The organism is Hymenobacter mucosus (assembly GCF_900188255.1).
Classification (GTDB): Bacteria; Bacteroidota; Bacteroidia; order Cytophagales; family Hymenobacteraceae; genus Hymenobacter; species Hymenobacter mucosus.
This window is the reverse complement of sequence record NZ_FZNS01000005.1, coordinates 210,402-237,210: the sequence shown is the minus strand read 5'-3', so window position 1 is coordinate 237,210 and position 26,809 is coordinate 210,402. Positions and strand designations below refer to the sequence as shown.

The 26,809-nt window shown below is 54.9% G+C and carries 16 protein-coding genes and 1 tRNA gene; 7 read left to right on the top strand and 10 right to left on the bottom strand.

Annotated features, from left to right (window positions below; translation table 11 throughout):
- Positions 1 to 129 precede the first annotated feature (129 nt).
- The 4 genes from CHB83_RS13680 to CHB83_RS13665 all read left to right on the top strand — a co-directional run bounded on the left by CHB83_RS13680 (position 130) and on the right by CHB83_RS13665 (position 8,269).
- Positions 130 to 3,375 (top strand): TonB-dependent receptor, encoded by a 3,246-nt coding sequence (locus CHB83_RS13680; protein WP_089333030.1) that lies wholly within the window; start codon positions 130 to 132, stop codon positions 3,373 to 3,375.
- Positions 3,376 to 3,408: 33 nt separating this feature from the next.
- Positions 3,409 to 4,206: a DUF4397 domain-containing protein gene (locus tag CHB83_RS13675; RefSeq protein WP_045687106.1), complete on the top strand. Its 798-nt coding sequence runs from the start codon at positions 3,409 to 3,411 to the stop codon at positions 4,204 to 4,206.
- Between the two features lie 255 nt (positions 4,207 to 4,461).
- Positions 4,462 to 8,028 carry a TonB-dependent receptor gene (locus CHB83_RS13670; RefSeq protein ID WP_089333029.1) on the top strand — a complete coding sequence of 1,189 codons (3,567 nt, stop codon included), beginning with the start codon at positions 4,462 to 4,464 and terminating at the stop codon, positions 8,026 to 8,028.
- Positions 8,029 to 8,195: 167 nt separating this feature from the next.
- Positions 8,196 to 8,269, top strand: a tRNA-Ala gene (locus CHB83_RS13665).
- A 117-nt stretch (positions 8,270 to 8,386) separates the two neighbouring features.
- Here CHB83_RS13665 and cysK read toward each other — a convergent pair.
- Together cysK and CHB83_RS13655 are read right to left on the bottom strand one after the other, a co-directional pair.
- Positions 8,387 to 9,307, bottom strand: a complete 921-nt coding sequence (gene cysK, locus CHB83_RS13660) for a cysteine synthase A (RefSeq protein ID WP_045689764.1) — start codon at positions 9,305 to 9,307, stop codon at positions 8,387 to 8,389.
- Positions 9,308 to 9,389: 82 nt separating this feature from the next.
- Positions 9,390 to 10,232: a serine O-acetyltransferase gene (locus tag CHB83_RS13655; RefSeq protein WP_045689763.1), complete on the bottom strand. Its 843-nt coding sequence runs from the start codon at positions 10,230 to 10,232 to the stop codon at positions 9,390 to 9,392.
- Between the two features lie 407 nt (positions 10,233 to 10,639).
- Here CHB83_RS13655 and CHB83_RS13650 point away from each other — a divergent pair, with 407 nt between their 5' ends.
- Positions 10,640 to 13,600, top strand: a complete 2,961-nt coding sequence (locus CHB83_RS13650) for a right-handed parallel beta-helix repeat-containing protein (RefSeq protein ID WP_089333028.1) — start codon at positions 10,640 to 10,642, stop codon at positions 13,598 to 13,600.
- Positions 13,601 to 13,709: 109 nt separating this feature from the next.
- Here the strand turns inward: CHB83_RS13650 and CHB83_RS13645 are convergent, their stop codons facing one another.
- Positions 13,710 to 14,456 (bottom strand): hypothetical protein, encoded by a 747-nt coding sequence (locus CHB83_RS13645; RefSeq protein WP_089333027.1) that lies wholly within the window; start codon positions 14,454 to 14,456, stop codon positions 13,710 to 13,712.
- A gap of 135 nt (positions 14,457 to 14,591) precedes the next feature.
- Between CHB83_RS13645 and CHB83_RS13640 the strand changes: the two genes are divergently transcribed.
- Positions 14,592 to 14,933, top strand: a complete 342-nt coding sequence (locus tag CHB83_RS13640) for a cupin domain-containing protein (RefSeq protein ID WP_045689761.1) — start codon at positions 14,592 to 14,594, stop codon at positions 14,931 to 14,933.
- A gap of 135 nt (positions 14,934 to 15,068) precedes the next feature.
- On the opposite strand, the gene CHB83_RS13635 is transcribed toward CHB83_RS13640, so the two are convergent.
- From CHB83_RS13635 to CHB83_RS13610, 6 genes are all read right to left on the bottom strand, one after another.
- Positions 15,069 to 17,057 (bottom strand): peptidylprolyl isomerase, encoded by a 1,989-nt coding sequence (locus CHB83_RS13635; protein WP_089333026.1) that lies wholly within the window; start codon positions 17,055 to 17,057, stop codon positions 15,069 to 15,071.
- A gap of 138 nt (positions 17,058 to 17,195) precedes the next feature.
- Complete coding sequence (locus CHB83_RS13630) at positions 17,196 to 18,263, bottom strand: MJ1255/VC2487 family glycosyltransferase (protein ID WP_089333025.1); 1,068 nt, start codon at positions 18,261 to 18,263, stop codon at positions 17,196 to 17,198.
- Between the two features lie 91 nt (positions 18,264 to 18,354).
- Entirely contained in the window at positions 18,355 to 19,281 is a 927-nt protein-coding gene (locus CHB83_RS13625) for a hypothetical protein (RefSeq protein WP_045690271.1), read from the bottom strand.
- A gap of 405 nt (positions 19,282 to 19,686) precedes the next feature.
- Positions 19,687 to 20,274 carry a DUF4136 domain-containing protein gene (locus CHB83_RS13620; RefSeq protein ID WP_045690270.1) on the bottom strand — a complete coding sequence of 196 codons (588 nt, stop codon included), beginning with the start codon at positions 20,272 to 20,274 and terminating at the stop codon, positions 19,687 to 19,689.
- 363 nt (positions 20,275 to 20,637) lie between these two features.
- On the bottom strand, positions 20,638 to 22,515 hold the full coding sequence (locus tag CHB83_RS13615) for an ABC transporter ATP-binding protein (RefSeq protein WP_089333024.1): 1,878 nt from the start codon (positions 22,513 to 22,515) through the stop codon (positions 20,638 to 20,640).
- Positions 22,516 to 22,750: 235 nt separating this feature from the next.
- Positions 22,751 to 23,011 (bottom strand): hypothetical protein, encoded by a 261-nt coding sequence (locus CHB83_RS13610; protein ID WP_045690268.1) that lies wholly within the window; start codon positions 23,009 to 23,011, stop codon positions 22,751 to 22,753.
- Positions 23,012 to 23,361: 350 nt separating this feature from the next.
- Here CHB83_RS13610 and CHB83_RS13605 point away from each other — a divergent pair, with 350 nt between their 5' ends.
- On the top strand, positions 23,362 to 24,918 hold the full coding sequence (locus tag CHB83_RS13605) for a hypothetical protein (protein WP_089333023.1): 1,557 nt from the start codon (positions 23,362 to 23,364) through the stop codon (positions 24,916 to 24,918).
- 129 nt (positions 24,919 to 25,047) lie between these two features.
- Here CHB83_RS13605 and CHB83_RS13600 read toward each other — a convergent pair whose 3' ends face one another.
- Positions 25,048 to 26,715, bottom strand: a complete 1,668-nt coding sequence (locus tag CHB83_RS13600; RefSeq protein ID WP_045688373.1) for a catalase — start codon at positions 26,713 to 26,715, stop codon at positions 25,048 to 25,050.
- Positions 26,716 to 26,809: the final 94 nt, after the last annotated feature.

Here is a 26,809-nt window from a genome sequence, read left to right as displayed (position 1 = left end):
CCGAAAAGACCTCAAAGGCAAAGTTTCTCTAGTAACACTGAAGTAATGTGATGCGGTTGTCAACACGGCAGTTTTGCGCCGCTTTTTAAACTTTCAAGAGCACCTTTTTTCATCAACCTTACTCATTCTATGAGACAAAACCTTTACGCCCATGTGGCCTTGCTGCCTTTGGCAATTTTGTCGGCGCATGTAAGCTGGGCACAGGGTACTACTACCTCGGCCATGAACGGTGTTATCACCGACAAGGACGGGGCCGGGCTACCGGGTGCTACGGTTATTGTAGTGCACACGCCCACGAACACGCAATACGTAGCGCCAACCAACTCGGAAGGTCGCTTCAACATCCAGAACATGCGCGTAGGTGGTCCGTACACGGTCCGCGTAACGTTCATTGGGTATCAGGATGCGGTACGGGAGAACATCTTCCTTACTCTGGGTCAGAACCAAAAGCTCGACATCAACCTTAGCAACGCTACGCAACAGCTGACGGAGGTAGTAGTACGTGGCCGCCAAGACCCAACGCTAAACTCGGAGCGCAACGGTGCTGCTACCAACGTGCAGCGCGAGCAAATTGAGCGTTTGCCTACCATCAACCGCTCGTTCAACGACTTTACGCGTCTGACTCCCCAAGCCAATGGCAACTCGCTGGGAGGCCGTAACAGCCGCTTCAACAACATTCAAATTGACGGTGCCTCGAACAACGACTTGTTCGGCCTAGGTAGCACCGGTACTCCTGGTGGACAGGCAGGAGCCAACCCAATTTCACTGGACGCTATCCAGGAATTCCAGGTTGTAATTTCTCCCTACGACGTGCGGCAGGGCCGCTTCAGCGGTGGTGGCGTAAACGCTATTACCCGCTCGGGTACCAACGACTTCTCGGGGTCCGTTTTTGCCTTCGGTCGTAACCAGAACACGGCTGGTAAGAGCCCCACGCCAAACGCGGCGGGCGAGCGTACCAAGCTCGACAAGTTCAACGACTACCAGGCTGGTTTCCGCCTGGGTGGTCCAATCATTAAGGACAAGCTGTTCTTCTTTGTAAACGGCGAAATTACCCGCCGTACGGCTCCTTTGCTGTTCCAAACGGGTAGCAGCGCTGAAATCAGTGGCAACACGGGCGCATCAAACCTGGTGCGTTTTGTTAGCACGGAAGACCTGCAGCGTATTTCCAACAAGCTAGCTGAGTATGGCTACGATGCTGGTGCATTTGGTGAAATCAACGCCGAGACCCGTTCTAACAAAGCCTTTGCTCGTTTGGACTGGAACATCAACCAGAACCACCAGCTTACGCTGCGCCACAACTTCGTAGACGCTTCGGACGATAACATCAGCCGCAGCCTGACCAACTTCCGTTTCGGCAACAACGCGTACCAGTTCCTAAGCAAAACCAACGCGACAGTTCTCGAACTGAAAAGCCGCTTTGGTAACCGCTATGCCAATAACCTGTTGGTAGGTTACTCCACCATCCGCGACAGCCGTACGCCAGTAGGAGAGCTATTTCCCTCAATTGAGATTACTTCCAACAACGGGACAATATTTGCTGGCTCGGAATTCAGCTCAGTAGCGAACCGCCTTGACCAGGATATCCTGGAAATCAACGACAACTTCAACATCTTCGCGGGTAAGCACGTCCTGACCTTCGGTACCAACAACGAAATCTTCCGTTTCGACAACTTGTTTGTACAGAGCACCCAGGGCCGTTATAACTTCCCAAGCATTAATGATTTTGTCAACGGCACAATAACTAACCAGGGCTTCCGCTACCGTCAAAACTTTGCCCTGCCCGGCGGTAAGCCTACGGCGAAATTTGGTGCGGCTCAGTTCGGCCTGTACGCTCAGGATGAATACAACGTGACGGACAACTTCCGCTTCACTACCGGCCTGCGCGTAGACCTGCCCGTGTACTTCGACAAGCCTTCGTACAATCCCCGTGTAGACTCTACGTTCGCCATGGCTACAGCTACTGGCGACGCTTACGATGTGAAGACCGACCGACTGCCTAAGTCACGTCTGCAATTCTCGCCTCGTATCGGTTTCAACTGGGATGTGCGTAAGAATCAAACCTTCCAAGTACGTGGTGGTGTAGGTATCTTCACGGGCCGCCCCGCCTACGTGTGGATTTCCAACCAGTACGGCAACACGGGTGTCGATTTCGCTACCTACGATACGAACAACAGCACTGTCCGTCCTGCAGCCGGTCTAGGCTTAGGTAGCAACTACGCTACGGTTCGCGACCAGGTTAGCAGCACGCCCGCAACGGCTGCAAAAGGCAGCATTGCTGTTACAGCCAAAGACTTCCGTAACCCACAGCTCATCCGTACGAACTTTGCTGTAGACTACCGTCTGCCCCTCGGCATTGTAGCCACGGTTGAAGGTATCTACTCTAAGACGCTCAACGACGTGCTGCCAGTAGATATCAACTTGGTAAACCCCACCGGTGTATTGCAAGGTGATGGTCGTCCGGTGTACCCAAGCGGCACTGCCCGCTACCGCAACAGCCGCGACTTCAACAACGTGATTATGCTGACTAACACCAGCAAAGGCTACCAGTATAGCATCACGGGTGAACTGAAGAAGCAGTTGAACCAGAACTTCTTCGCTACTTCGGCCTATACCTACGGCCAGTCGCGTGACGTGTACTCGGGCACTAGCTCTACGGCTGTTTCGATCTGGGAATTCAACCCCCACGTTTCTGGTCCTAACAACCTGCCTCTCTCCTACTCGAGCTTTGACCTACGTCACCGCGTACTAGGTTCGTTCTCGTACCGCAAGGAGTACGCGAACCACTTTGCCACGACTATCTCTGCCTTCTATAACGGCCAGTCGGGCTCGCCCTTCTCGTACAGCTACTACGGAGCTGACATCAACAATGACGGCGGTAGCTTCACCAGCAACTCAAACGACCTGATTTACATCCCCCGCAGCCAAAACGAGATTGTGTTGGTAACGGATGGCGTTTCGGATACCCGTACGGTTGACCAGATCTGGAACCAGCTGAATACGTTCATCGAGAACGATGAGTACCTGAGCAAGCACCGTGGTGAGTACGCCGCCCGTAACGGTGCCCGTACCCCTTGGCAGCACCGTATCGACGTACGTTTGCTACAGGACTTCTACACCAAGGTGGGTGATAAAACCCACACCATTCAGTTGTCAGTTGACGTAACCAACTTCGGCAACCTATTGAACAAGGATTGGGGCCGCGACTACTCCGTATCGAACGGCAACTATGGTCTGCTGCGTTACCAGGGCTTGGAGAATGGCACTACTGGCCGTCCTACCTTCAGCTACGCTAGCACCACACCTACGGTAGCCTACCAAATTAGCCAGTTGAGCTCTCGTTGGCAGGCACAATTTGGTGTTCGTTACCTGTTCTAATCAGTCAGTAGGTTTAGCTAAACGCCTTCATTCATGAAATTCTCTTTTGCTTCGTTTTTCACCAAACTAACGCTGGCTACTTCGGTAGCTAGCGCCTTGGTTGGTTGTGATGACCCAGATTACGCTACGCCGAGCCCAGTTACCACTTCTACAGTAGGTCAGGCGCAGGTAACAGTAGTAAATGCTTCTCCCGGTGCTACGGGTACTACTGTAACGGTTGACAACGCTGCCTTCGGTACTGCATTACCGTATCTCTCGGCTACCAACGCTACCGCCGTAAACGCTGGCCTGCGTCTATTCGAGTTTAGCGAGCCAACTAACATCAAAACTGCTAGCGGTACGACGATTGTGCCCGCAAGCCGCACTTCTTTTTCAGGTGGCACAAACTACCTTACTTTCATCACCGATGCTCCCACGCGTGCGGCAGCAGGAACTGATGTAGGTGGCATTCGGACGCTGACGCTGACGACTTCGCTTGCAGCACCAGCTAATGCAGACAATGCCCGGATCCGATTCGTCAATCTATCGTCTTCTGGCACCTACGGCATCTTTAACTCTATAACGCAGGCTTCGCTGTTCTCGGCAGCTCCTACTCGGGCCTACCGTGGTCTGACTACGGGTACCGGTGCTTCGCTAGTCACGTTTGCGAATTTCACGGAGGTTCCGGCTGCTACCTACACACTGGATGTGCGTAGTGCTGTCACCACGCCCCTAGTTGGCACACAGCAGGTTATTACATTTGCAAAAGGCAAGAGCTACACACTTTATGTGCGCGGCATTGCCGGTAACAACGCTACACCTCTAGGCATCTCAGTGGTGCAGCACAACTAGGGCAACTTTAATTGGATTGCTGAAAGGCCGGAGAAATTTCTCCGGCCTTTTTTTATGCCTTTTCCAATCTATCTTGCTAACAATCAATAGCTAAACACCATATTTTTTTCACTATAATTCTCTTTGGTGGATCATTCTGATGACGGTATTTATCGAATCCACTTCTAACTTAGTTTTAATAACATTTTAATAACACACCAACAGCAACCTCACCAAGTACTTTTGCCCCCGGTTTTTCACCAATCCCCCTTTTTCATGAGACACCACAATTACTCACATGTAGCACTCCTGCCCTTGGCGCTATTGTCGGCGCACCTTAGTTGGGGTCAGGGTACCACTACATCGGCCATGAACGGTATCATTACCGACAAGGACGGGGCCGGGCTACCGGGTGCTACGGTTATTGCTGTGCACACACCTACGAACACGCAATACGTAGCGCCAACCAACTCGGAAGGTCGCTTCAACATCCAGAACATGCGCGTAGGTGGTCCGTACACCATTCGTGTAACCTTCATTGGGTATACGGATGCCCTACGGGATAATATCTTCCTGACGCTAGGCCAAAATCAGCGCTTAGATATTAATTTGAGTGAGGCCACCCAGCAGTTGAATGAAGTAGTAGTAACGGGCCGTCAAGACCCAGTTATTAACGCAGGTCGGACGGGGGCAGCAACGACCATTCAGCGTGAGCAAATTGAGCGTCTTCCAACTCTAAACCGCTCATTTACGGACTTCACTCGTCTTACACCCCAAGCCGGCCCTACCAATAGCTTTGGTGGCCGTAGCGGCTCGTTCAACAACGTTACCATTGACGGTGCAGTATTCAACAACGCTTTCGGCTTGTCGGGTACGGTTGGTGGACAGACCAATGCCCAGCCTATTTCGGTTGATGCTATTGAGCAAATCCAGGTAAACTTGGCGCCATATGATGTGCGCCAAGGCTCATTCACGGGGGCCGGCATCAACGCCGTAACTCGTTCGGGTTCCAATAAAGTAACTGGCTCACTTTACTTCTTTAACCGTAACCAGCGAAAGTTATTCCTTGGTCGGAAAGTGGGCGACCAGGAAGTTCCAATTACGGACTTCCGCCTGCAAAACTACGGCTTCCGCGTAGGTGGCCCAATCATTAAGGACAAGGTCTTCTTCTTTCTAAACGGGGAGCGGGAGCGTCGGACTGACCCGCCTGCTGGTAACTTCGTAGCTAGTCGTGGTGACCGGCCAGCTAATAGCACGAGTGTTTCGCAAGCAAGCGAGCCCATTCTCAATACCCTGAGTGATTTCCTACAGAGCCAGTATAATTACAGCACCGGACCCTACCAGGGCTACAGTCAGCGCCAGAATAGCGACAAGCTCACGGCGAAGATTGACTGGAACATTAGTGCCAATCACCGCTTCAATATCAAGTATAACTACCTAAAGTCGTACGCTGATATTCCCCCAAGCGGTAGCGGAGCTATTAACACAACTCTTGGTCGTTCGGGTAACCAATTTGGCCTGCCGTATCAGTCCGCTTACTATACTATCAATAACAACCTGAACTCCATCATTGCTGAATTGAACAGCACGTTCGGGACTCGGTATTCCAACAACTTAACGGCCGGCTACACCGCTTTCCGTGACTACCGCACCCCTTTCTCCTCGCTGTTTCCCTTCGTAGAGATTGGCAATGGTGTGGGCTTGCAAGGCCAAACTGGAACCCAGGCTCCTAACGCAACTCTTACGTCGTTTGGTTACGAGCCCTTCACGGCTGGCAACCTCCTGAATACAGATGTTTATCAGATCGGCGACAACTTCACCGCCTTCCTGGGTAAGCATAACGTAACGGTGGGCACTTATAATGAATACTACCGCTTCAAAAACGGTTTTGCCCCCAACTACAACAGCTTTTACCGTTTCAACTCTCTCGAGGACTTCTACAGCAACGTTGGGTACAGCTACGACCGTGCTGGTCAAACGCTGACGCCATTAGCTGCTAATGCGGCCCGATCAAACCCTTCGCAGTTCGGTATTCAATACGGAGCCAATGCGAATAACGAGTTTCCCTACGCGCGCATTCAAGCTGCTCAGCTAGGTGTGTATGTACAGGATGAATATACGCCTGTTACTAATCTGCGCATCACCGCAGGTCTGCGCGCCGACTTACCCATCATCACGTCAGATGTAGCGCAGAACTACGCTGTATCGGGTGGTACAGACCCAGCAACTGGCACTACGTACCCAGGGCTGACCTTCCGCGACGGCGAGACTATTAATACCGGTCGTTTGCCAAAGCGCCAGGTTCTGTTCTCGCCCCGCATCGGCTTCAACTGGGATGTGAAAAACGATAAAACTACGCAGGTGCGTGGTGGTACGGGCATTTTCACCGGCCGTGTTCCGTTCGTGTGGATTTCTAACCAGGCCAGTAACAACGGTGTACTGTTTGGCTCTCAGTCTATTACCAACTTTACTGGTGCTAACGCAGCCTACAACCGGTTTAATCCGAACACGACGTACTACGTTCCTGGCTCAGGAGGTCCAGTGGCGGGCCCAGCAGCGGCTAACGTAGCTTACAACCTCGCGGTAACAGACCGGGATTTTAAATTCCCACAAGTGTGGCGTACGAACCTGGCCATCGACCAGCAATTGCCCGGTGGCATTGTTGGTACCCTGGAAGCTTTTTATACCCGCGACCTGAACGCCGTATACCTACAGAATATCAACCTACCAGGCTCTGAGTCGGCTCCTTTTAGAACCGCTAATGGCCCTGATAACCGCCCAATCTTCTATACGCCCGGCACCCTGTATCAGGGATACTACGCCGCCAGCGTACCTAGCGGAACGCCGGCTTCGTTGATTGCCAATAACCGTATTTACGGCTCTGTTCCGGCCAACCAGGGGGGTAACACAGTAGCTCGCCCGAACATTTCGGATGCTATTGTCCTGCGCAATACCAACAAGGGCTACTCTTACGCCGTTACGGGCCAGTTGCAGAAGTCTTTCAGCAATGGCTTCTACTCTAGCGTGGCGTACACTTACACGGACGCTCGCTCAGTAAACGATGGCGGCTCAATTGCCCAGTCACAGTGGCGTGACCGTCAAGTGTCTGGTGACCCTAACGCGAACGTGCTGGGTTACTCCCAGTTCTTCCAGCGTCACCGCATTGTAGCAGTTGCTTCTTACCGCCGTGAGTACCTCGGCCACCTAGGCACCACGCTCTCGCTATTCTACACTGGAGCCCCTGCCAGTCGCTTCAGCTATGTGTACAACGGCGATATGAACGGCGATGGTCAGACGTCTAACGACCTGATGTACATCCCCCGTGACCAAAACGACATTCTCTTACGTGACGTCACGCTGACGGCAGCGCAGGGTGGTGGTGTGTATTCGGCTGCTCAGCAGTGGAACGACCTCAATGCTTATATCAACCAAGACAAGTATTTGAGCGACCACCGCGGTGAATATGCTGAACGCAACGGCGCTGAATTTCCGTGGCTGCACCAGGTTGATGCTAAACTGCTCCAGGACATCTTTATCAATGATAAAAACCGTCATACTCTGCAGCTGAGCTTTGACATCTTCAACGTGGGCAACCTACTGAACAGTGATTGGGGTACGCTACGGGCTACCAACCGCAACAACCCAGTAAGCTTCGTTGGTTACAGCACAAATAACCAACCAGTATTCCAGTTCCCTTATCAGACGAACCCATCAGCTACCACAGTTAACGGTACTACTACGGTTACCCCCGGCGTTCCGCAGGCAAGAACGTTCCGTGACAACGTGACGACCATCAGCTCGCGCTGGCAAGCGCAGGTTGGCGTTCGGTATATCTTTAACTAAGCCAACCGTTTATGTTTTTAAAAGTGGGTTAGCGCTAGCGCTAACCCACTTTTTTTATAGCCTGGTCTATATATTTTTTGCGTTTTTTTGAGCGCATCTCTTGCAGATTCCAAAACGCGTAGTACTTTTGTCACACCAAACGCAACTGGCGAATGGAGTTTACAAGAGGGGGATTAGCTCAGCTGGCTAGAGCGCTTGCATGGCATGCAAGAGGTCATCGGTTCGACTCCGATATTCTCCACTCTTTTTGAAAGCCTAACCTCACGGTTAGGCTTTTTTTATTTCTAGTCTAAAACGTAAAAAAGCCCTCCTCACTTTGCGTGAGGAGGGCTTTTAATTACCCATCCTAATGGGCTGCTTACACGAACAAACCTTCTACTGACAGATACCGCTCGCCGGTGTCGTAGCAGAAGGTAAGAACCCGGCCCCCTTGCGGTACCTCCCCTAGTTTCTTGGCCACGGCCGCTAGTGAAGCTCCCGATGATACGCCCATAAAGATTCCTTCTTCGCGGGCGGCACGGCGGGCCATATCAAATGCTTCCTGTTGGCTTACTTGGATGGTGCCATCCAGAATGTCGGTGTGCAAGTTTTCGGGGATAAAACCAGCCCCAATACCTTGGATAGGGTGCGGGCCAGGAGCACCACCACTGATAACCGGCGACAGTTCCGGCTCTACAGCAAAGGTCTTCATGTTCGGAAACAAGGGCTTGAGCACTTCCGTCACGGCTGTGATATGACCACCGGTACCTACTCCGGTAATATGAAAATCGAAACCCTCTGGCACATCACGTAGAATTTCCTGGGCCGTTGTTTCAGCGTGCACTCGGATATTGGCAGGGTTGCTAAACTGCATTGGCATCCAGGCACCTGGGGTATCACGCACGAGTTCGTGCGCTTTCTCGATGGCACCCTTCATACCTTTTTCGCGGGGCGTAAGCTCCAGATTAGCGCCGTAGGCCGCCATAAGACGACGGCGTTCGATGCTCATGCTTTCGGGCATTACTAGCGTCAGCTTGTAGCCTTTTACGGCGGCTACCATGGCCAGCCCTACGCCAGTGTTACCAGAAGTAGGCTCTACAATGAGGCTGTCAGGGGTGAGGATACCGTCCTGTTCAGCCTGCTCAATCATGCTCAGGGCAATACGGTCTTTGATGCTGCCGCCAGGGTTGGCCCGCTCCAGCTTTATCCACACTTCTACGTCTGGACGTTGGGCAAAAAGGCGGTTTAGGCGTAGCAAAGGCGTATTGCCAATGGTTTCCAGAATGGAGTTGGCTTTCATTGTTGACTATTAGGAGGTGAGAGTGAGAGGCTGCAGGTGAGCATGCAGAAAGCAACATGGCAACGGAGCTGCCCAAAAGTAGTTAGATAGAAAACGTAATTTCTTCGCTCGGGTCTTGGGAACGAGTGACGTGAATCTGGGCCCGGTGGTACACGCGCGAGTGCGACGGTACGCTTTCCGTAAGCCACACATTGCCGCCAATTATACTATGGCTACCTACGACGGTATTACCACCCAAAATAGTAGCTCCGGCATAAATAACCACTTGGTCTTCGATGGTAGGATGGCGCTTGATGCCTTCTAGGTGTTTCGCAACACTCAAGGCCCCGAGTGTTACGCCCTGAAATACTTTCACGTGGCTGCCAATAACAGTGGTTTCGCCGATGACGATACCAGTACCATGGTCGATGCAGAAGGAGGAACCAATACGGGCGCCGGGGTGAATATCAATGCCGGTACGAGCATGAGCGTATTCGCTTAGCAAACGCGGCACCCGGGGCACTCCGCGCTGATGCAGGCCATGCGCGAAGCGGTGCATCGCAATGGCGTAGAAGCCGGGATAAGCTGCTACAACTTCCGCCAGCCCTTGAGCGGCAGGGTCGGCGGCTACAATGGCGGCAGCGTCTTGCAGTAATAATGCCCGCAGGGCAGGCAGGCCCGCTATACAGTCGGCGGCTAATGCGGTGGCAGAACCAGGCATTGGTACTAGGCGCAACAGCCCCGCTAAGTCATCCTCTAGTTGGCGCAGAGTAGCGGCCACGGCGTCGGCGTTGCGCAGGGGACGCTCGGCCCGCTCAGGGAACAGAAGGGTAAGCAGGTGCTCGGCCAATTCGCAGAAAGCCGGCCCGGGTAGCGGGTCAGCGGCTTGCTGGTGAGCCTGCGTGAGCAGCTGAATGAAAGCGTCGTCGGCAAAGAAAGAAGACATAAGGCAAGCGAGGAGAGCAACTAGCTCTTCCAAATAGAGGAAGAGAATCTAACGCTAGTTCTGGGTAGCAACCACCCTCCTACCCCGAAGGTTGGAGTTTTATTCTTAATCCTTGCTAAAGGGTACTGTTCTGTGGCCAGCCAGCCTGCTTTTGTACGGCTTCGTGCTACTCAATTGCGGCGGCGGGCACCGCGAAGACAAGCTCCGGCTACCAATAGTTGTGGCTACTTACTGGCAGCATAATCCTACTATTTTGCAATAATACAACACTAGTAATAAACATAGATAACGATAGAACAATTCATTAAAGTTTTCGTCATATTCGGTGCGTGTTAGTTGTAACTCAGCTCTTTGCTTCCACTAAGACTGGGTTTTTGTACAAGTGCCTGCCTTAACCCACCCGAGCTATGCGTTACTCTTTACTCTCGTATGCTGCTACTGCGTTATGTAGTGGCCTTCTTTACTCCCCACTACTGGCACAACCGCTCCCCAAAGTAGCGGCGTCGGCCTTGTACGTTAATGACCTAAGCCAAACGGGCGACTTATTCACGTCGGCCGCAGGTAGTGATGCAACGGGAACGGGTAGCAGTAGTGCACCTTTTGCCACGGTGGCGGCCGCACTAAGCGCCGCCGATGCGGGCACTACCACTATTTACATTGACGCGGGCACTTACTCAGAACGCGTGGTTCTAAGTAAAAACATCAGTTTGCAGGGTGCTGGCACAGCCACAAATGTACCAGCATCTGCCACCGTTTTCAATGGTGGACTAGCAGATGGCGCCCAGGCCAATGAGGTCGGTATCTACATTGCTACCAGTGGGGGTACAGCAGCCGCGCCCGTAGTGCTGGCCGACTTTACAGTACGCAACTACGACTACGGTGTGCAAACGGCAGGCTCGACGCCCACGGCGTACTTTGTGCTGGAGGATATTGAAACTGTAGCCAATCGGCGCCACGGCATTGAATGGAACAGCTTGGTAGGCACCAGAAACATCATATTTCGCCGCCTTCACGCCGCCCAAAACGCCGTGACACCTAATACAAACAGCAACGGTGCCGGCCGAGGACTTTTCTTGGTAAATGGCGTCAAGGAAAACATTCTCATTGAAGATGGCTTGTTTGAGCAAAACCGGCGCGCTGGCATTGACGTCAACGATGGCAGCGTGGGCAACCTAGTTATCCGGGGGTGCCGCTTTTTCCAAAACGCAGGGCCGGGTATTGCCGTGCTGGGCGCCGCAGGAATACGCAACGCGAGTGGGTCTTACACAAGCCCAGCAGCACTGCTGGAAAACAATGGTATTCGCGACAATGCCTCCAATGGCATGGAACTGAAGGCGTGTACGGGTACGGGGCGCCCTAGCGGTGCTGGCAGCTTTGTAGTGCGCAACAACTACATCGCCCGCAGCCTAAGTCAGTCAACCGCGCTCCGAGAGGACAATGCCGGTATTGCCTTCATTGATCGGGACCGGAATGTAATTGCGACGGGAGCCGGTGTAAACGGTGATTTACTAACGGGAGGAGCGTTTATTCAGGGTAATACGATGCGAGGCTATCGTTCCAGTACTGGCTTCGAGATTAATGGCTTCGGCATAGTACTAGAGGGTCTCAACAACAAGGTATTCAACAACATATTAGCGCAGTGCCAGCGCGGTGTGCAGATTCAGGATAGGCCAGCATCTCCCACGATAGGCTTCACTCCTTTTTTCGACATTGACCGCGGCCTGCCGTTGATTTCAGCTGGCGACAGCATTCGTCAGAATCGGATTGATAGCTGCACGACGGCCTTGCGGGGCGTTAACCTGACCAACGTAGTAGAAGCTGGCCTGAACTGGCTAGGCAACAACACCTTCGCGGCCGTGCGGGGCGCTAGTGGCACGGGCGGGCTGGTTGTAACCCTTGGTGCCCCGAACGGCTTTGCCGAGCAATCTTCCTTTGATGGTAACGGCCGCATTGACTACTCACCTTTTCTGGATGCCCCAACCGATGCCACCACCAATGCAGGATTTCAGCCCATGCTTACCGTCTTGCACGTAGACCGCTCCTGCCCCACGGCGGGCGATGCTGGTCGCCTGCAAGAGGGCGTGACGTTGGTAGTGGAAAACGGCACCGTAAACGTGGCGGAAGCTATGTACGACGAAGCCGTAACAGTTAGCAAAAACCTCACGCTAAAGAACACGGGGCCTGCTACTACGCTACAGCAGCTAACCCTCAATGGCACAGGCAAAAACATCACGCTAGGCTCACCTTTCAACCTGAGCGGCACCCTCACCCTGAACGCTGGGCTACTTATTACTACGGCCAGCAACCTACTTACACTTACTGCTGAGGCTAGCAGTACGGAGGGCTCGGCGGGTTCTTACGTAAACGGTCCCGTGCAGAAAGTTGGCAGCACTGCTTTCGTGTTTCCGCTCGGGAAAGACGGGGTGTGGGCTCGTTTGGCTATTTCGGCACCGGCAACACCAACGGCCGCCTTCACGGCCGAATACATAGCGGCCTCTCACCCGGTTTCTGCCACTACCTCACCGCTGGATAATGTAAGCCGGATTGAATACTGGAACCTAACGCGCAGTGCTGGCTCCGATGATGTAGCCGTACGCCTCTTCTGGCAAGACGCCACCCGCAGTGGCATCGACGAGTTTTCGGCAGATTTACAAGTAGCCCGCTACGATGGCAGCACGTGGCTGACGGAGGGAAATGGCAGCTTGGGAGGCAGCCTGGCCGCGGGTTCGGTAGTGTCGGAGGGGGCAGTAGGTGGCTACGGCGCTTTCTCCTTTGGGTCCCTTTCGCCCCAAGTAAACCCGCTGCCGGTGGAGCTACTCAGCTTCCGGGTCGCAGCTACGCAACCCGGGAGCGTGCAACTTAGCTGGACTACGGCTTCCGAAACAAAGAACAAAGGCTTTGGAATAGAGCGCAGCCCCGACGGGCAAACGTGGCAGCAGGTAGCCTTTGTTGCAGGCCGTGGCACGTCTACCCAACAGCAGCAGTATACCCACCTCGATGTAGTAAAGGCAGCTAATACAACCCTGTACTACCGCCTGCGCCAGCAGGACGTGAACGGCAAAGCTACCTACTCCCAGGTAGCGGCCATACGCCTTCTGGCTACGGAAGAAGCCACGGCTGTTCTCTACCCCAACCCGGCCCCAGCCTCGGCCTCTTTCCTGACGCTGACGTTACCAACGGTGCTGCCAAACACGGTACCAATAACTATTTCAGATCTTACGGGTCGCGTTGTGCACACGCAACTGCTACCAGCTGGTATCTCAAACGCTGACCTACAGTTGCCAGCTACTATACCGGCGGGAAATTATCTGCTGCAGGTAGGCGGCCCGGCCCAGCCGCAGAAAGTTATTCGGTGGGTACGCCAATAAATCAGTAGCGGCCCCGCGTAACTTACATGCACGTAGGCTACGCGGGGCCGCTGAAGTAGTAGTTTGGTTATTTTTGCGAATAACTACCGTGTTTACAGGAGAAACGGGGTTACTGCCCCAGCGCCAAGCCAAGCCGAAGGTCTAGCAGTAGCCGAAAATTGTTGTTGCCAGCTAAAGGACCCACCTTCGGTATTAGTGGCAGCGGCAGTCCGGCGTATACATCTACAAATCCGTAGCGACCCAGGCGCCGCTGAATACCATACAGCGCCGCTATAGAGGCTCGTACAGCATCGCCGCGCAGTAAGTTATCATTGGTGGTGAGTGGCGTGCCGTAGCCACGCTTGCCATAACTAGTGCCAAGGGCTAGAGAAAAGTAGTTTGCTGAGAAATTATTGGCGCTCTTGCCCAGCCGAATGCGCTTGTTCAGGTTATAGTAGTAGCGCCCTGCCACTTGCGACGCAAGTACTACGCCGTTTGTGACGGGGCCGTGCAGAGCCTCGCGGTAGCGCACAAACTCCGGTGACAACTCCGCCAGTACCGACCATTGGGGGCGCACCTTCTGCTCATATATCAGGTTGAGGCCATAATGCGCATCGCGCAGTTCACCGTCTTGCCGAGCGTGCCGAAACTCCGTAAGCCCTATTTTCAGAAGACGTTGCTCCTCAACCCGCTGGCGAGTAAACCGGCTGATTTTTCGGAATAGCTGGTCTTCAAACTGGGTACTATCTGGCTCTATATCTTGGCCCGATTCGATGCGGCCGGTAGTAGGACCCGTTTGGGCAATGGCGCCAAAGCTGCCTAGGCACAAACCAACGAGCAAGAAGAGGCTAGAGCGGGTAAAAAGCACATGATTCATACAGAGTAAAATAGCGTAATCATAGCCGAACCAGCAAAAGGATTAGACGAAGCAGCAGGAATTACCCATAACCTGCTCCGTGGGCCCCACGTTAGCAGCATAAAACTACTCTGACTACCTAACCTGCTACCACTCATGGCCGATACCACCATCACCAAAGTTGATTCTCGTTACTCTCCTACCGGTGCCGATGGAGAAAAGTACCTTGCCTCTGGCGTTCACGTGTCAATGCGCCTGTGGGAAAACGAGTCGCCTGCCGAAGCAAAAGAGCCGGCTGCCCGCCCTTACGAAACTGTAGGCTACGTAATTTCCGGCCGCGCCGAGCTGCACGTGGAAGGACAAGTAGTAGTACTAGAGCCAGGCAACTCCTGGGTAGTACCCAAGGGCGCTAGCCACACCTACAAGATTCTAGAAAGCTTCACGGCGGTAGAAGCCACCACGCCGCCCGCCCAAGTGCACGGTCGCGAAGAGGAATAAGCAACCACCTAGCCTGGTTCAGCTACTGCTCATATACAATCGGGCATTAGTCTAAAGACTAGGCCGATACAACGCAAAGAGGCCCGGTTTTGCAATGCAAAACCGGGCCTCTTTGCGTTGTATCGGCATGAGTACTCAACGCACTAATTCTACGCGGTCTATCCGGTCGCCAATATCAAGGCGGCTGACTACATCCATACCGCTTACTACTTGGGCGAAGATGGTGTATCGGCCATCGAGGTGGGGCGTGGGCGCATGGGTAATAAACCACTGACAGCTCTCGGTGTCTTTACCCGCTGATGCCAAGCCTACAGCCCCTTCTCCGTAGCGTAAGTCGGCAAACTCGGAACGCAGGTTGTAGTCAGAGCTACCCCACCCGTCGCCGCGGGGGCAGCCACCCTGGGCCACAAAGTTGGGCACTACTCGGTGGAAGTTCTTCCCATTGTAGAAGCCCTGGCGAGTAAGTTCCACAAAGCTGGCCACCGAGCCCGGAGCTTGCTCTACTAGTAGGCGCAATGTAATATCCCCCTTGCTGGTACGAACCACGGCCCGCTGCCCAGCCGGCACGTCCATCACAACCGTCCAGTTGATAGGATGCGTGGCGGCACTTGCCACGGGCGTAACCGTAGCTGGCCGACGACGAAGAAAGTCGATGGTTTGCTGCAAGGACTGCCAGGCCTCTAAGTCGCGGGGTAGGGTAAGCTGGTCGCGGGCCTGTTCCAGAAAATCAGTGGCGGGCAGCAGGCGGCGCAGTTCCAGTTTCGGGTCCCGAATAGCTTCCGCCGCAATTCCCATTAGCGCTACGTCGTGGCTGAGCACACCTTGGCGCAACACCACGGCAAACTCGGAGTGCAGACTAGTCGGAAAGTCGGGCTGATGACGCATGGCAACTAGCGCCTCCAAGCCATAGGTTCCAACTACAACTGGCTGATTTGGGGTAAAAGTAGCTTGCTTGACAAAGTTGAATGCAGCTGGGTCTTCCCCCAGGGCCTTCAATAGGTATCCTTTCTCGTAAAAGTCAGTGGATGCCGCGTACCGCTCCTGTACCGCTCCCCGAATGGCGGCTCGCTCGGGGCTAGGCTGATGCAGGGCCGCCGCCAATACGGTAGCGCGCACCCGCCAGGGTGTGATCTTGTTGGCTTTCTCCAAGAACAAAGTTCCGGATTCGTCGGTGGCGTGGGCCAAGAAGAACTCTGCAGCAGCCAGCGCTACTTGGTCGTTTTTATCGGTAAGCGCGGCCCAGGCGGCTTCTTTCACCTGGGTATACATGGCGGCATTCATAGCTCGCAAGGCACTCACGCGCACGCGGTAGTCAGGGTCGCGGCGGGTTAGGGTAGCTAGTATGGCCGGCACGGCGGGCGCAGCAGCGGCTTTGCCTAAGGCAGTAGCCGCTCCACTCCGAACGGCATAATTAACGTCCTGCTGAGCAGCCATACCAATAGCAGCAGCGTAAGGCACCAGATTCAGGCTGCGGGTGCGGGCTAGGGCATTGGCCGCAGCCAGCCGTGCACCCACTGGATTTCCCGAGCCCAGAAGCTGAACAAGTCGGCTTACGGCAGCTTCAGAAGTCAGCCCACGCAAGCCCGCCCGGTACAGCCCCCACGCCTGCCCGCTGAGCGCAGCCGTATCGGTGGCCAGCACGGTGGGGAGGCGCACCAAGGTGCCCAAACCGGCTCGGGAAGTACAACGGCCTAACGCCTCCAACTCGTAGCGGCGGGCCGTGGCGTCGGTTTCCGTATTTATTCGTTGGTAGAGGGCCGCTTCGGCAGTTGTATCGGCCGTTTGGCCGAGAGCGTACGCAGCGGCGTGGCGCACTGAGGCGTCATCGTCCTGCAAGCGCGCTACTAGCGCCGATGTGGCCGTTTTGCTTTGCACGGAGGCTAAGGCCAGCGCTGCTTCGCGCCGGTACTGCACTTCTGGCTGGGCCAGAAAAGGCAGTAGGGCGGCGGCATTGCGCTCATCTTGTGCCGTTGCAATCTGCCGGAGCGTGGCATTGGCGGCAAACTTGTTGGGGGTCTTGGCCGTGGTGGTAGTGGCTGGGGGCTGCGTAGAGCACGCCAGCAGCGTAGCGCAACCGGTTAGGGCTACTACGGCCGCCGCCCGGCGGAAGTCGGTTCGGTTCATGTTGCTCCAAAGTAAGAAAATGACTCCGGTCTGAAGCTACTTTCCACAAACTTGCCCAAGCCTTACTGCTACTACCAGCCGGTCAAATCAGAATCTATTCCAGTCTTTTACTGGTCGTCGGCGTAACGTGGCGTGGCCTTATTGGGCATCCGCCGCTACCCCATCCAGCACTTCCCCCAGCCTGTTGAACAGCACCTCGTTGCCCTCTTGCTGGTACGTGCTGAGGGCGTCGTCGAACTGGCTTAGGTCGTAGAGGAAGGCTTTCAAGTTATCGGGCGTAATGGCCTCAAAGTGACGTCCGTAGCCCAGCTTTTCCACCTCAGCGGCATTGAGAAACTGTTCAAACTGAGCCGGAATGGGCACCGCACAAATAGGCTTGTGTAGGAATACGGCTTCGCTGATCAGGGAAAAACCACCGTTTGTTACTACGGCGCGGGCACTGGCCAAGTCATCGATAAAGCCTTGCTCACTGAATGCCCGCAGCTGCACATTGCCGTGATTTTCTTCCTTATTAAAGCCGTACACCCGAAACTCTTGGTCTGGTAGCTGTTGGAGCTGAGTCACCAAGTCCTTTTGCGTGGTAGCCGACTGGTATACGAGCACGTGCTGACCTTGCGTGGGCCGAGCCCGCAAAATCTCGGGTCGGATGATGGGTGGCACCAGAGTGGTGTGCTCCTTTAGCAGAGGCAGGCCGAAAAATGTGGTGATGAGGTAGTGATGACTGCGGGGCAGTTTGGCGCGCACAAGTTGCCGGGCCACGGTCAGGTTGCCGCGCTCGGTGGGTGGCACGGTTACATCCAGCTTGGCCCGGCTAATAATTTGCATGTTGTCGATGCTGACCACGGGCAGCCGCTTCCACTTGGCGAAGAAGAAACTAAACGACTCGAAGTCGGAAATAACTACCTCCGGCTCGAAATCGCACAGAAGCTCTCGGTACTTACGAAAGTTGACGACCAGGTTTTCTGGGGCCGTGCGGAGCGTCAGGGCGGTAGTGCGGGCTTTCGAGACCGTGAGGTTGCGGTAGGCTAAGTGGAAGCCCCGAATCTCGTGCACCCGGCCCGGGAAGTTAGCTGCCAGCATCTGGTAGGCTCGGGAGCTGCTCACTACGCACACATTATGCCCCTGGCTGAGCAAGTGACCGATAACTACTTTGCTGCGGGTTGCATGCCCCAGTCCTTCACCGGGCACTCCGTACAGGATATTCATAGTAAGTTAAGTAGAGAAGTAAACGCGACACATACGCGCCCTAAAAAGCCCCACCTGCTAAGATGGGGCTAGTATGTAGGCGACAAATCCCCTAGCGGCGGGCGGTGGGCACTCTAAACTGCAAACCTACGCTTGGAATAATAGTAAGGCCTTTCAGCGACGTGCGCTGGTTGTTGAGCAGCTGGTACTGGCCATAGTTCTGGTAGTATACTGACACGGCCGGAATCACGTAAGCGTAGCGGTACCCAAACTTGGCGTTGATGAACGTGCCGAAGGCTGAAAAACCTTGCTTGCTGGTAGGCAAGGCCGGGATTTTACTGTTGGTACCGCCCAGGTACACGTTGTCCGGTTGGAAGCCGTAGCGTAAGGAGCTATACGAGTACACTAGGCCGTACGACAAGGCTCCAATTTCTTCTTCCGGCCCAAACGATGTGCTGAACACGAGCGGCACAATGAAGTCGTGGCGGGTAGCCCGGAAGCCCAAGAAGCTGCTAACGTTGTCTAGAAAGGGTATGCTGGGCAGCTTAGCCCGCTGGGTAGCGTACTGAAAGCCAATGCTGCCATACGTGGCCCCAGCCTGCCCACCGGGCCGTTCGGGCGTGCCTACGGGCCCGAGGAACTGGTACATGGCGTCGAATACGTGCGAACCGAAGGCGTACTTGTAGCCCACATCCAAACGATCTAGGGCACCATAGCGCACGTAGAAGTCGGTAGATGGACGAATGGGGTCAAGGGCGTAGGCCAGGGCTGCTACTTGCAGGTTGGCAATAGTGCCATTGAACTGCACTGTATCCTTACTAGCAGCTTCCTTCGCGGCTTCTACCAGAGTAGAGCCCGTTTTGCTGATCGTGGAAGTAGGAATGTTGAAGGCTAAGTTGCCTCCTACCTTAAACTCTCCTTTAGGAGTCACTTTGCCGGTGCTTACAATGGCGCGCGGGGCGGTACAAGAAGCTGCAGCCAGCATACCCGCTGCTAAAAGTACACCGGAGCTAGCTCGAAGAGGAAAAAAGCGCGTCATAGGGGAAGTTGAAAAACAGGCGCAAAACCAAAACCGAGCCGAAAGTAGGAAAAGCCACTGAGCCTATCCTGTTTATACCGGCTTGCCCTTTGCACTTGGCTTCGCAAATAGAACCTGAAAACGGCTACCCACCCCTACCTGGTATCTGAACGCCCACTTTAATACGGGTACGGGCGCTTGATGTAGCTACCTACCAAAGTAGCCCTGCAGCTTCCTACCACTCGCAGCAACCAGCATAGCAGCAGGTACGCAGAGCAGGTACGCAGCAGTAGATAGGTACTAGCGGCTTCGCAACCGCAATGATTCACATGCCTACTGGCACGACCGAATAAAACGACAAGCCCGATCAGGAAACACGAGTTGCGTCCTGATCGGGCTTGTCGTTTTTATAAGTTGTCTGCTGGCTTACTCGCCGTTGCTTTGGAGGTAGCCCTCCGTAAAGACGTGATACTGGTCGAAAATAGAGCGCACTGAGCGGCGTAGTACTACCTCACCCTGCGGGCCAGGCGGCACGCTGACCCCCGAGGCGTAGCCGTTCCAGACAGCGCGGTTCGTTTGGTTATCAATGAGGGTGACGAGTAAGGTGCCTTCCGAAAGCAGCATGCGCACCGGCGAGTATCCCTGGCGTTGGTCGGTAGGCGTTTCTTCGTCCTCTACGTAGCCCGTTTTGATCCACCGGGTGAAATCGGGCTGCTGGTAGCCCCGAAAACGCATGTCACCTTCGAAGAGGCGGAAGTTTACCAGCAGGTCGGGCCGGCGGCGGGCGGGCTTGTACCCTTGCACTTTCATGCGGGTACGAATAGCGTCGCGGACGGCTTCGCCCAGGTGGCTTGTATCGGAGGCCAGGCCCTCCCCATTTATAAACTCATACGTCCGGTAGCGGCGAAATTGACCGGCAAAACTGTAGTCAGACTCCACACGAGCCTCGCGTGAGGCCAAACAGCCCGACAATACCAGGGTGCACCCGGCCAAGAAGGGTAGAAACGATTTCATAGTCAGCAATCAAAGGGTGCGCAAAGAACTGCCTAAGATACGTTTCTTCCCTCCAAATATCAACTGATATCAGAAGGATAACTTTGCTCAGCAACAGCTATTTACCACTGACTAAACAGTCCTCTCTCCGACTCACCAAGAAGGCCAAAAAATTCCTACTCTATACGCAAATACTACCGTACCAAGGCTTATTCGGCGCAGCAACCTCGGCCGTTATAGGTCAGGTTCGAGTGCAGTAACTATAGCCGCATACTATAGCTCAGTTTTACCTAAGAATGCCAACACAACCCACTCTCGGCTTCTATCTCAACCTCAACCTAGCCTAAGATTATCATGCGTGCTGGTTGAGCATCAGTTAGTGCGCTAGCGGTAGCCAGCAGCTTGCAGTTGGAATAGCTCGGCATACCGTCCGCCGCGGGCTAGCAGCTCCGAGTGGCTTCCTATTTCCACAAACTTGCCGTGCTCAATTACCAGAATCCGGTCGGCCATTCGCACGGTGCTAAAGCGGTGGCTGATAAGAACTGCCGTTTTGCCTTGGGTTAGCTCATTAAAACGCTGAAACACCTCGTACTCGGCCCGGGCATCGAGAGCGGCTGTGGGCTCATCCAAGATGAGTAGCTGGGCATCGCGCATGTAGGCTCGGCCGAGGGCTATTTTCTGCCACTCCCCCCCACTCAGGTCTACTCCCCCATTAAATCGGCGGCCTATCATTTGCTCGTAGCCTTGGGGCAAGCGGGCAATTACGCTGTCGGCTAGGCTTTGCGCGGCGGCTTGCTCAATACGGGGCTGGTTGTCCTTCTCATCAATGCGGCCTACGGCCAGGTTTTGCCCGGCTGGTAGCTGAAACCGCACAAAGTCCTGGAAGATAACCCCGATTTCCTGCCGCAGCTCGGCAGGGTCATACTCTCGCAGGTCGTAGCCATCCAGAAGAATGCGCCCTTCGGTGGGGTCGTACAGGCGCGCTAACAGCTTAACCAGGGTTGTTTTGCCTGACCCATTCTCTCCTACCAGGGCTAGCTTTTCGCCGGCTCGCAGGGTGAAGTTGAGGTTGCGCAGCGCCCATTTTTCCGCATTCCGGTACTGGAAACCTACATTATCAAAGGTAAACCCTTCGCGAATAGGCCGGGGGAAAGGCCGCACCACCTGGTCTTCGTGGCGACGGATACGGGGCTGTAGGTGAAAGAAATCGAAGAAGTCCTGTAAGTACAGTGCGCCTTCCGCAACGGAGCTAAAGCGACTCAGAATGCCTTCTAGCAGCCCGCGCATGCGCCCAAATGAGCCAGCCAGGAAGGTGAGCTGCCCTATACTCACGTGACCTAGTACCGCCTCCCGAATAATATACACGTAGGCGGCATAGTAGCCAGCTGCCCCCACCGCAGCAAAGAAGGTACCCCAACTAGCGCGCCGGATTACAAGCGTTTTGTTTTGCTGATAAAACTCATTCGACAACGTTCGGAATCGGTCGATGAGAAAGCCGGATAGTCCAAAGATCTTTACTTCCTTAGCCGTCTCGTCGGAGGCCCCCGTCTGGCGGAGGTAGTCTAGCTCACGGCGCTCGGGCGTCCAGCCGTGGACGAGTGAGTAGCTTTTCTCGTTGAAGTGCGACTCGCCTAGGAAAGCTGGTACTACCGCCACCACCAGCAACCCCATCAACCACGGGTTGAATGCTACTAGTCCTACGGCCAAAAACGCCATGGTAATAAAGTCCTGCGCTTGACTGAGCACCTGGGCCATGAGCACGGTACGGGAAAGCGTCTGACGGCGCGCCCGCTCCAGCTTATCATAAAAGGCACTATCCTCAAACTGGTCGAGGTCAAGCTCGGCGGCGTGCTGCATAAGGCGCACGGATGTCTGGTTGGCGAACAAGTCACCTAGCAACGAATCCAGCAAAGCCACTCCACGCCCAAGCGCATCGGAGAGAATGGCCAACCCAAACTCTAGGCCTATTAATACCAGCACCGGCGTCAACGCGCGCTCTGCTACCGGCTGCCGGCTAAGCTGCACAACCGTGTCCAGAATCAACTGGCCAACATACAGCATAGCCACTGGCAACGCGGCCCGCAGTAGGCGCAAGGCCACGTTGCCAAGGGTAAGCGCCGGACTAGTCTGCCATATTAGGCGCAGAAACTCCGGCAGGTTTTTAAGGGCAGAGAAACGCTCTTGTACCGTAAGCGACGGTTTGCCGTCAGGACGAGGTTTCTTGGCAGATATAGTAGAGAAGAAAGAATCGGAACGAGCCATGCGCTGCTATACGACACACGCCGCGCCGAAGTGCAAAGGCCGCCTTTTTGACAGTCCGCACCAGCAAAAGTTGCTTGGGTTGCAGCTTCGCACATTTTCCTACTAGTCTGTTTGTTACTTAGCAATACCACCCTTATTAGCGCAGATACTCCTTCCTCCTTTCATTCTGCATTTTTGGGAGGCCGCAACGCTACTAGCCCGCTTTTGCTCGCGTACGGCGGCGGACAAAAACGGGCTAGCGATTCATAATCTTACCTTGGTTGTCCCAGTGACTTGAGAGGACTTCCATACTGTTGGGTTTGCGCTTGATAACGCGGGTGTACCGTTCGCCGGAGATGGTTCCGTCGGGGCGGCGTTTGCCAAAAAACAGGGTTACTGGTTCGCCTTCCTTGTTCGTGAGAAAAGTGATGTCGTAGCCCTTAAACACATCGTCGACGCGCGTAGACGGCTCGTAAATCTTACTCAGTTTCTTATCCAATTCTTGATGCAGAGGCATAGGTCAACATGGTTAGTGCGATGAACATGTACGGTCTATTTTAGGAAGAGGTATAGCGTTGAGTATTGCCTGAGGAGCTGCTAGTGCGGTTTCTAGGTCCTCTACCGCATGCTTTGCCCTGTCCATCGCTCAGCAGTTTTACTAGTTCGATTTCAAGAAAGAAGTAGCTTACCTAACCAATAGGTAGTTGGTTACTAGCCCACTTTGTAGGAGCTAGCTACCTTCCCCTGCAGCTATCCTTCCTTGCCTAGAGATACAGCCCCACTCCAGCACCAGCGCCCGGATGTATCTTCGCTCGCGTTCCGAGCGTTACTTTAAGTCCTCCTGTTTCCCGTCATCGCACTTCTCGCATGCTGCATAGCCTCCTGTTTGCCTCTTTTGATGATCCGGCCCGGCAAGCCTGGTACGAAGCAGTGCACGACACCTTGCAGGCCGAGGCCAATGCCCCGCCCACAGTGCTGCTGGGCAACTTGGTGCTAGGCGCCGAGGAAGAGGAGATAGATGCCCTGATTCTGCGTCCTCATAACATCACGGTACTACTCTATGCACCGGGAGGCGGGCAATTGGAAATTCCAGCTACTGCAGGGGCTTGGCAGCTCCAAGGCGCCCCGCTCCCCTGGACGGGTACGGCACCTAACCCTTTCGCTCAGTTTCAGCGGCAGCAACTAGCCGTGGCCTACTGGCTAAGTGACAGCCTAAGCCCAGAGCCCGTCCGAGCAGAGCAGGTGTCGGGCATTGTGCTGTTTGCGGCTACCGTCAGCTTCGATGCGGGAGTAGAACGGTACTTACGCACCCTGCCCGGCAATACGGGCCACTTTCAGCTGCTCAGCCAGCTGCCGCACTTACCTAGGCGCTTGCAACAGCTGGCGCACCCAGCCGTGGCCCTCACGGAGGCCGATTTTACGTCGTGGTGGCAAGACTTAGCTGACAACTCGGCTTCGGGCGAAACGCCTGAGGTAGACGGCACCGGCCAAGGCTACTGGGAACAGCGGGCCCGGCAGCTCTGGCGCTGGCTCGGCGCCGATGATATTCCGCACGATGCCCCGTATGGTGGCACCACCGTAGTAGCGGCCAGCCAAGAGGAAAAGCAGCGCCTGGAGCAACTGCGCCAGCAAGTACGCGAAGAACTGCTCCAGCAGCGCCAGGAGATGGAAGCGCGCGAAGCCGAACGGGAACGGAGCATTGCGCAGCTACGCGACCAGCTTACGCAAGCCCCGCCTGCTACTGCCGAAGTCACGGACCTGCAAGCTCGCTTAGCTGCTGAAACTCGTGAGAAACAACTACTAGAGCAAGCCTTTCAAGCTTCCCGGCAAGAATCGGCCGCGCGTAATCAGGAGTTGGACGCTCGAATTCAGCAGTTAGGGCAGCTGATTCAGCAGATGCAGAGTCAACCCCCTACCCCAACTCCGCTGCCCGCACCAGCACTACCGCCTGCGCCATCTAGGGCGCAGGCGGTAGCCGCCGCGCCCGCGCCACGCCCAGCCCCCTCACGACCGGCGCCCCCCGCAGCCAGCCCCCACAAGGCGCCCAATCTGCTACCTCGTCAGTCGGCTTGGCAGCTGCGCTGGCCGCGGGTGGCGTTGCTAGTAGCTGCTGCCGGCGGCTTAGCCATGGGAGCGTGGGGCCTAGTGCACCTGTCGAACAAGCTCAAGGACCCAGAGCCTTCCCCCCAATCCAATACCAGGACCCGCGAATCGGTAGACCAGGAAGAGGCGGAAGCAACGGCGCCTTCTCTCTCCGATATTCAGCCCGATACGCTCACTCTGGATACAGATGAGGGTGGTGCTTCCCGTGAGGAAGACACCATTCAAGAATCTGCGCCGGAGGTCATTCCTGAGCAAGAACCCCCCACGCCCCAAGAAGGTGAGGTGATGGACTCCACCACGACATTGCCAGATGATATATAAACGACTTCCGGAGCAAGAAATCGGACTTCTAAACATCATTACCCACTGACTACTACACGGTAGCCAGTACACGCAAAAAGGCCCCAGCTACACAAGCTGGGGCCTTTTTGTTACTCGTGGAAGTCTAGATTAGTAAGGCTTCGCTTCGTGCGCTACTGATTCGGCTTGCGCCACGGCTTCAGCAGCCTTGCTTTCGTTGGCCTGGGTAGCACCATCCTGGCCGCTCTTAGCCATTTTGATACCTTCAGCTACACGCTGGCCCCAATCTGGGTCGCAGTTGGTGCACAGTTCAATCATCTTGTCCTGCACTACCTTGTTTGCGTCGGCTAGCGCGCCCACCATGTTGTTGATGAGGTCATCACGCTCCCAATCTTCGTGCAACCGGTACCGCTCACCTGCTTGCTTGAAGTTGTTGGTGCGGTCAATGGTTTCGCGCAGCAAACGGCCCGAGTATTGGGGCGTATGCTCAGGTGCCGTACGAGGAGCTTCCTTCAAGCCATTGAGGCTGCTGGGCTCGTAGTTTACGTGCAAGTTCTGGCCGGGCGCCGAGTCAACATGGTAGGCCATCTGACCATCGCGCTGGTTGGTAGCTACGTGCTTTTTGGGCGCGTTGATGGGCAGTTGTAGGTAGTTAGTACCTACACGGTAGCGTTGCGTGTCGGAGTACGAGAACGTACGGCCCTGCAGCATTTTGTCGTCCGAGAAGTCTAGGCCATCTACTAGTACGCCCGTACCGAATGCAGCCTGCTCTACTTCAGCAAAGTAGTTCTCAGGGTTTTTATTCAACGTCATCTTACCTACTGGCAGCCATGGGAACTGGTCCTGGGGCCACAGCTTAGTATCGTCGAGCGGATCGAAGTCCAATTCAGGATGCTCGTCGTCGCTCATGATCTGCACGAACAGTTCCCACTGCGGGAAGTTGCCGGCCTTAATGTTGTCGAACAGGTCCTGGGTAGCGTGGTTGAAGTTCTTGGCCTGAATGGCTTCGGCTTCGGGCTGGGTCAGGTTCTTGATGCCCTGTAGCGGCTCCCAGTGGTATTTCACCAGTACAGCTTCACCGGCAGCATTCACCCACTTGTAGGTGTTTACGCCCGAGCCCTGCATCTGGCGGTAGTTAGCAGGAATACCCCAAGGCGAGAACAGGAAGGAAACCATGTGCATGGCCTCCGGCGTGTTAGCAATGAAGTCGAAGATACGCTCACCCGTCTGACGGTTGTGTACTGGGTCAGGCTTCTGCGAGTGAATCAGGTCTGGGAACTTCATGGCATCCCGGATAAAGAACACTTTCAGGTTGTTACCTACCAGGTCCCAGTTGCCATCTTCGGTGTAGAACTTTACGGCGAAACCGCGGGGGTCGCGCAGGGTTTCGGGGGAGTGACCACCGTGGCCTACCGTAGAAAAGCGTACGAACACGGGCGTTTGCTTGCCAGGCGTGTTGAACAGCTTAGCGCGGGTGTACTTTTCAATAGGCTCGTCGCCTACTTTACCGTATGCTTCAAATACCCCATGGGCACCAGCACCACGAGCGTGCACTACGCGCTCCGGAACTCGCTCCCGGTCGAAGTGGCTCATTTTTTCCAGAAACTGGTAGTTCTCCAGCGTAGCTGGACCGCGGTTGCCCACGGTACGTAGGTTCTGGTTGTTGGTGAGAGGGTGGCCCTGGCGGGTGGTCAGCGTTTGTGCATTTTCTCCTTCCGCAGTGCGGGAGTCGTGGGAAGTGCCTGCCCCAGTTACGGCCGTGCCCGTACCGTCGCCGGAGACGCCGTTTTGCGGTTGATTCTGCTGGTCTTGTGCCATACCTGTACCTTGTTATGTGTGGGTGTAACAACAGGCAAGGTACAACGGAGGTTAGGTCTAGTGGAGAATTTTTCTCCGAAAGAATTTTGTCATT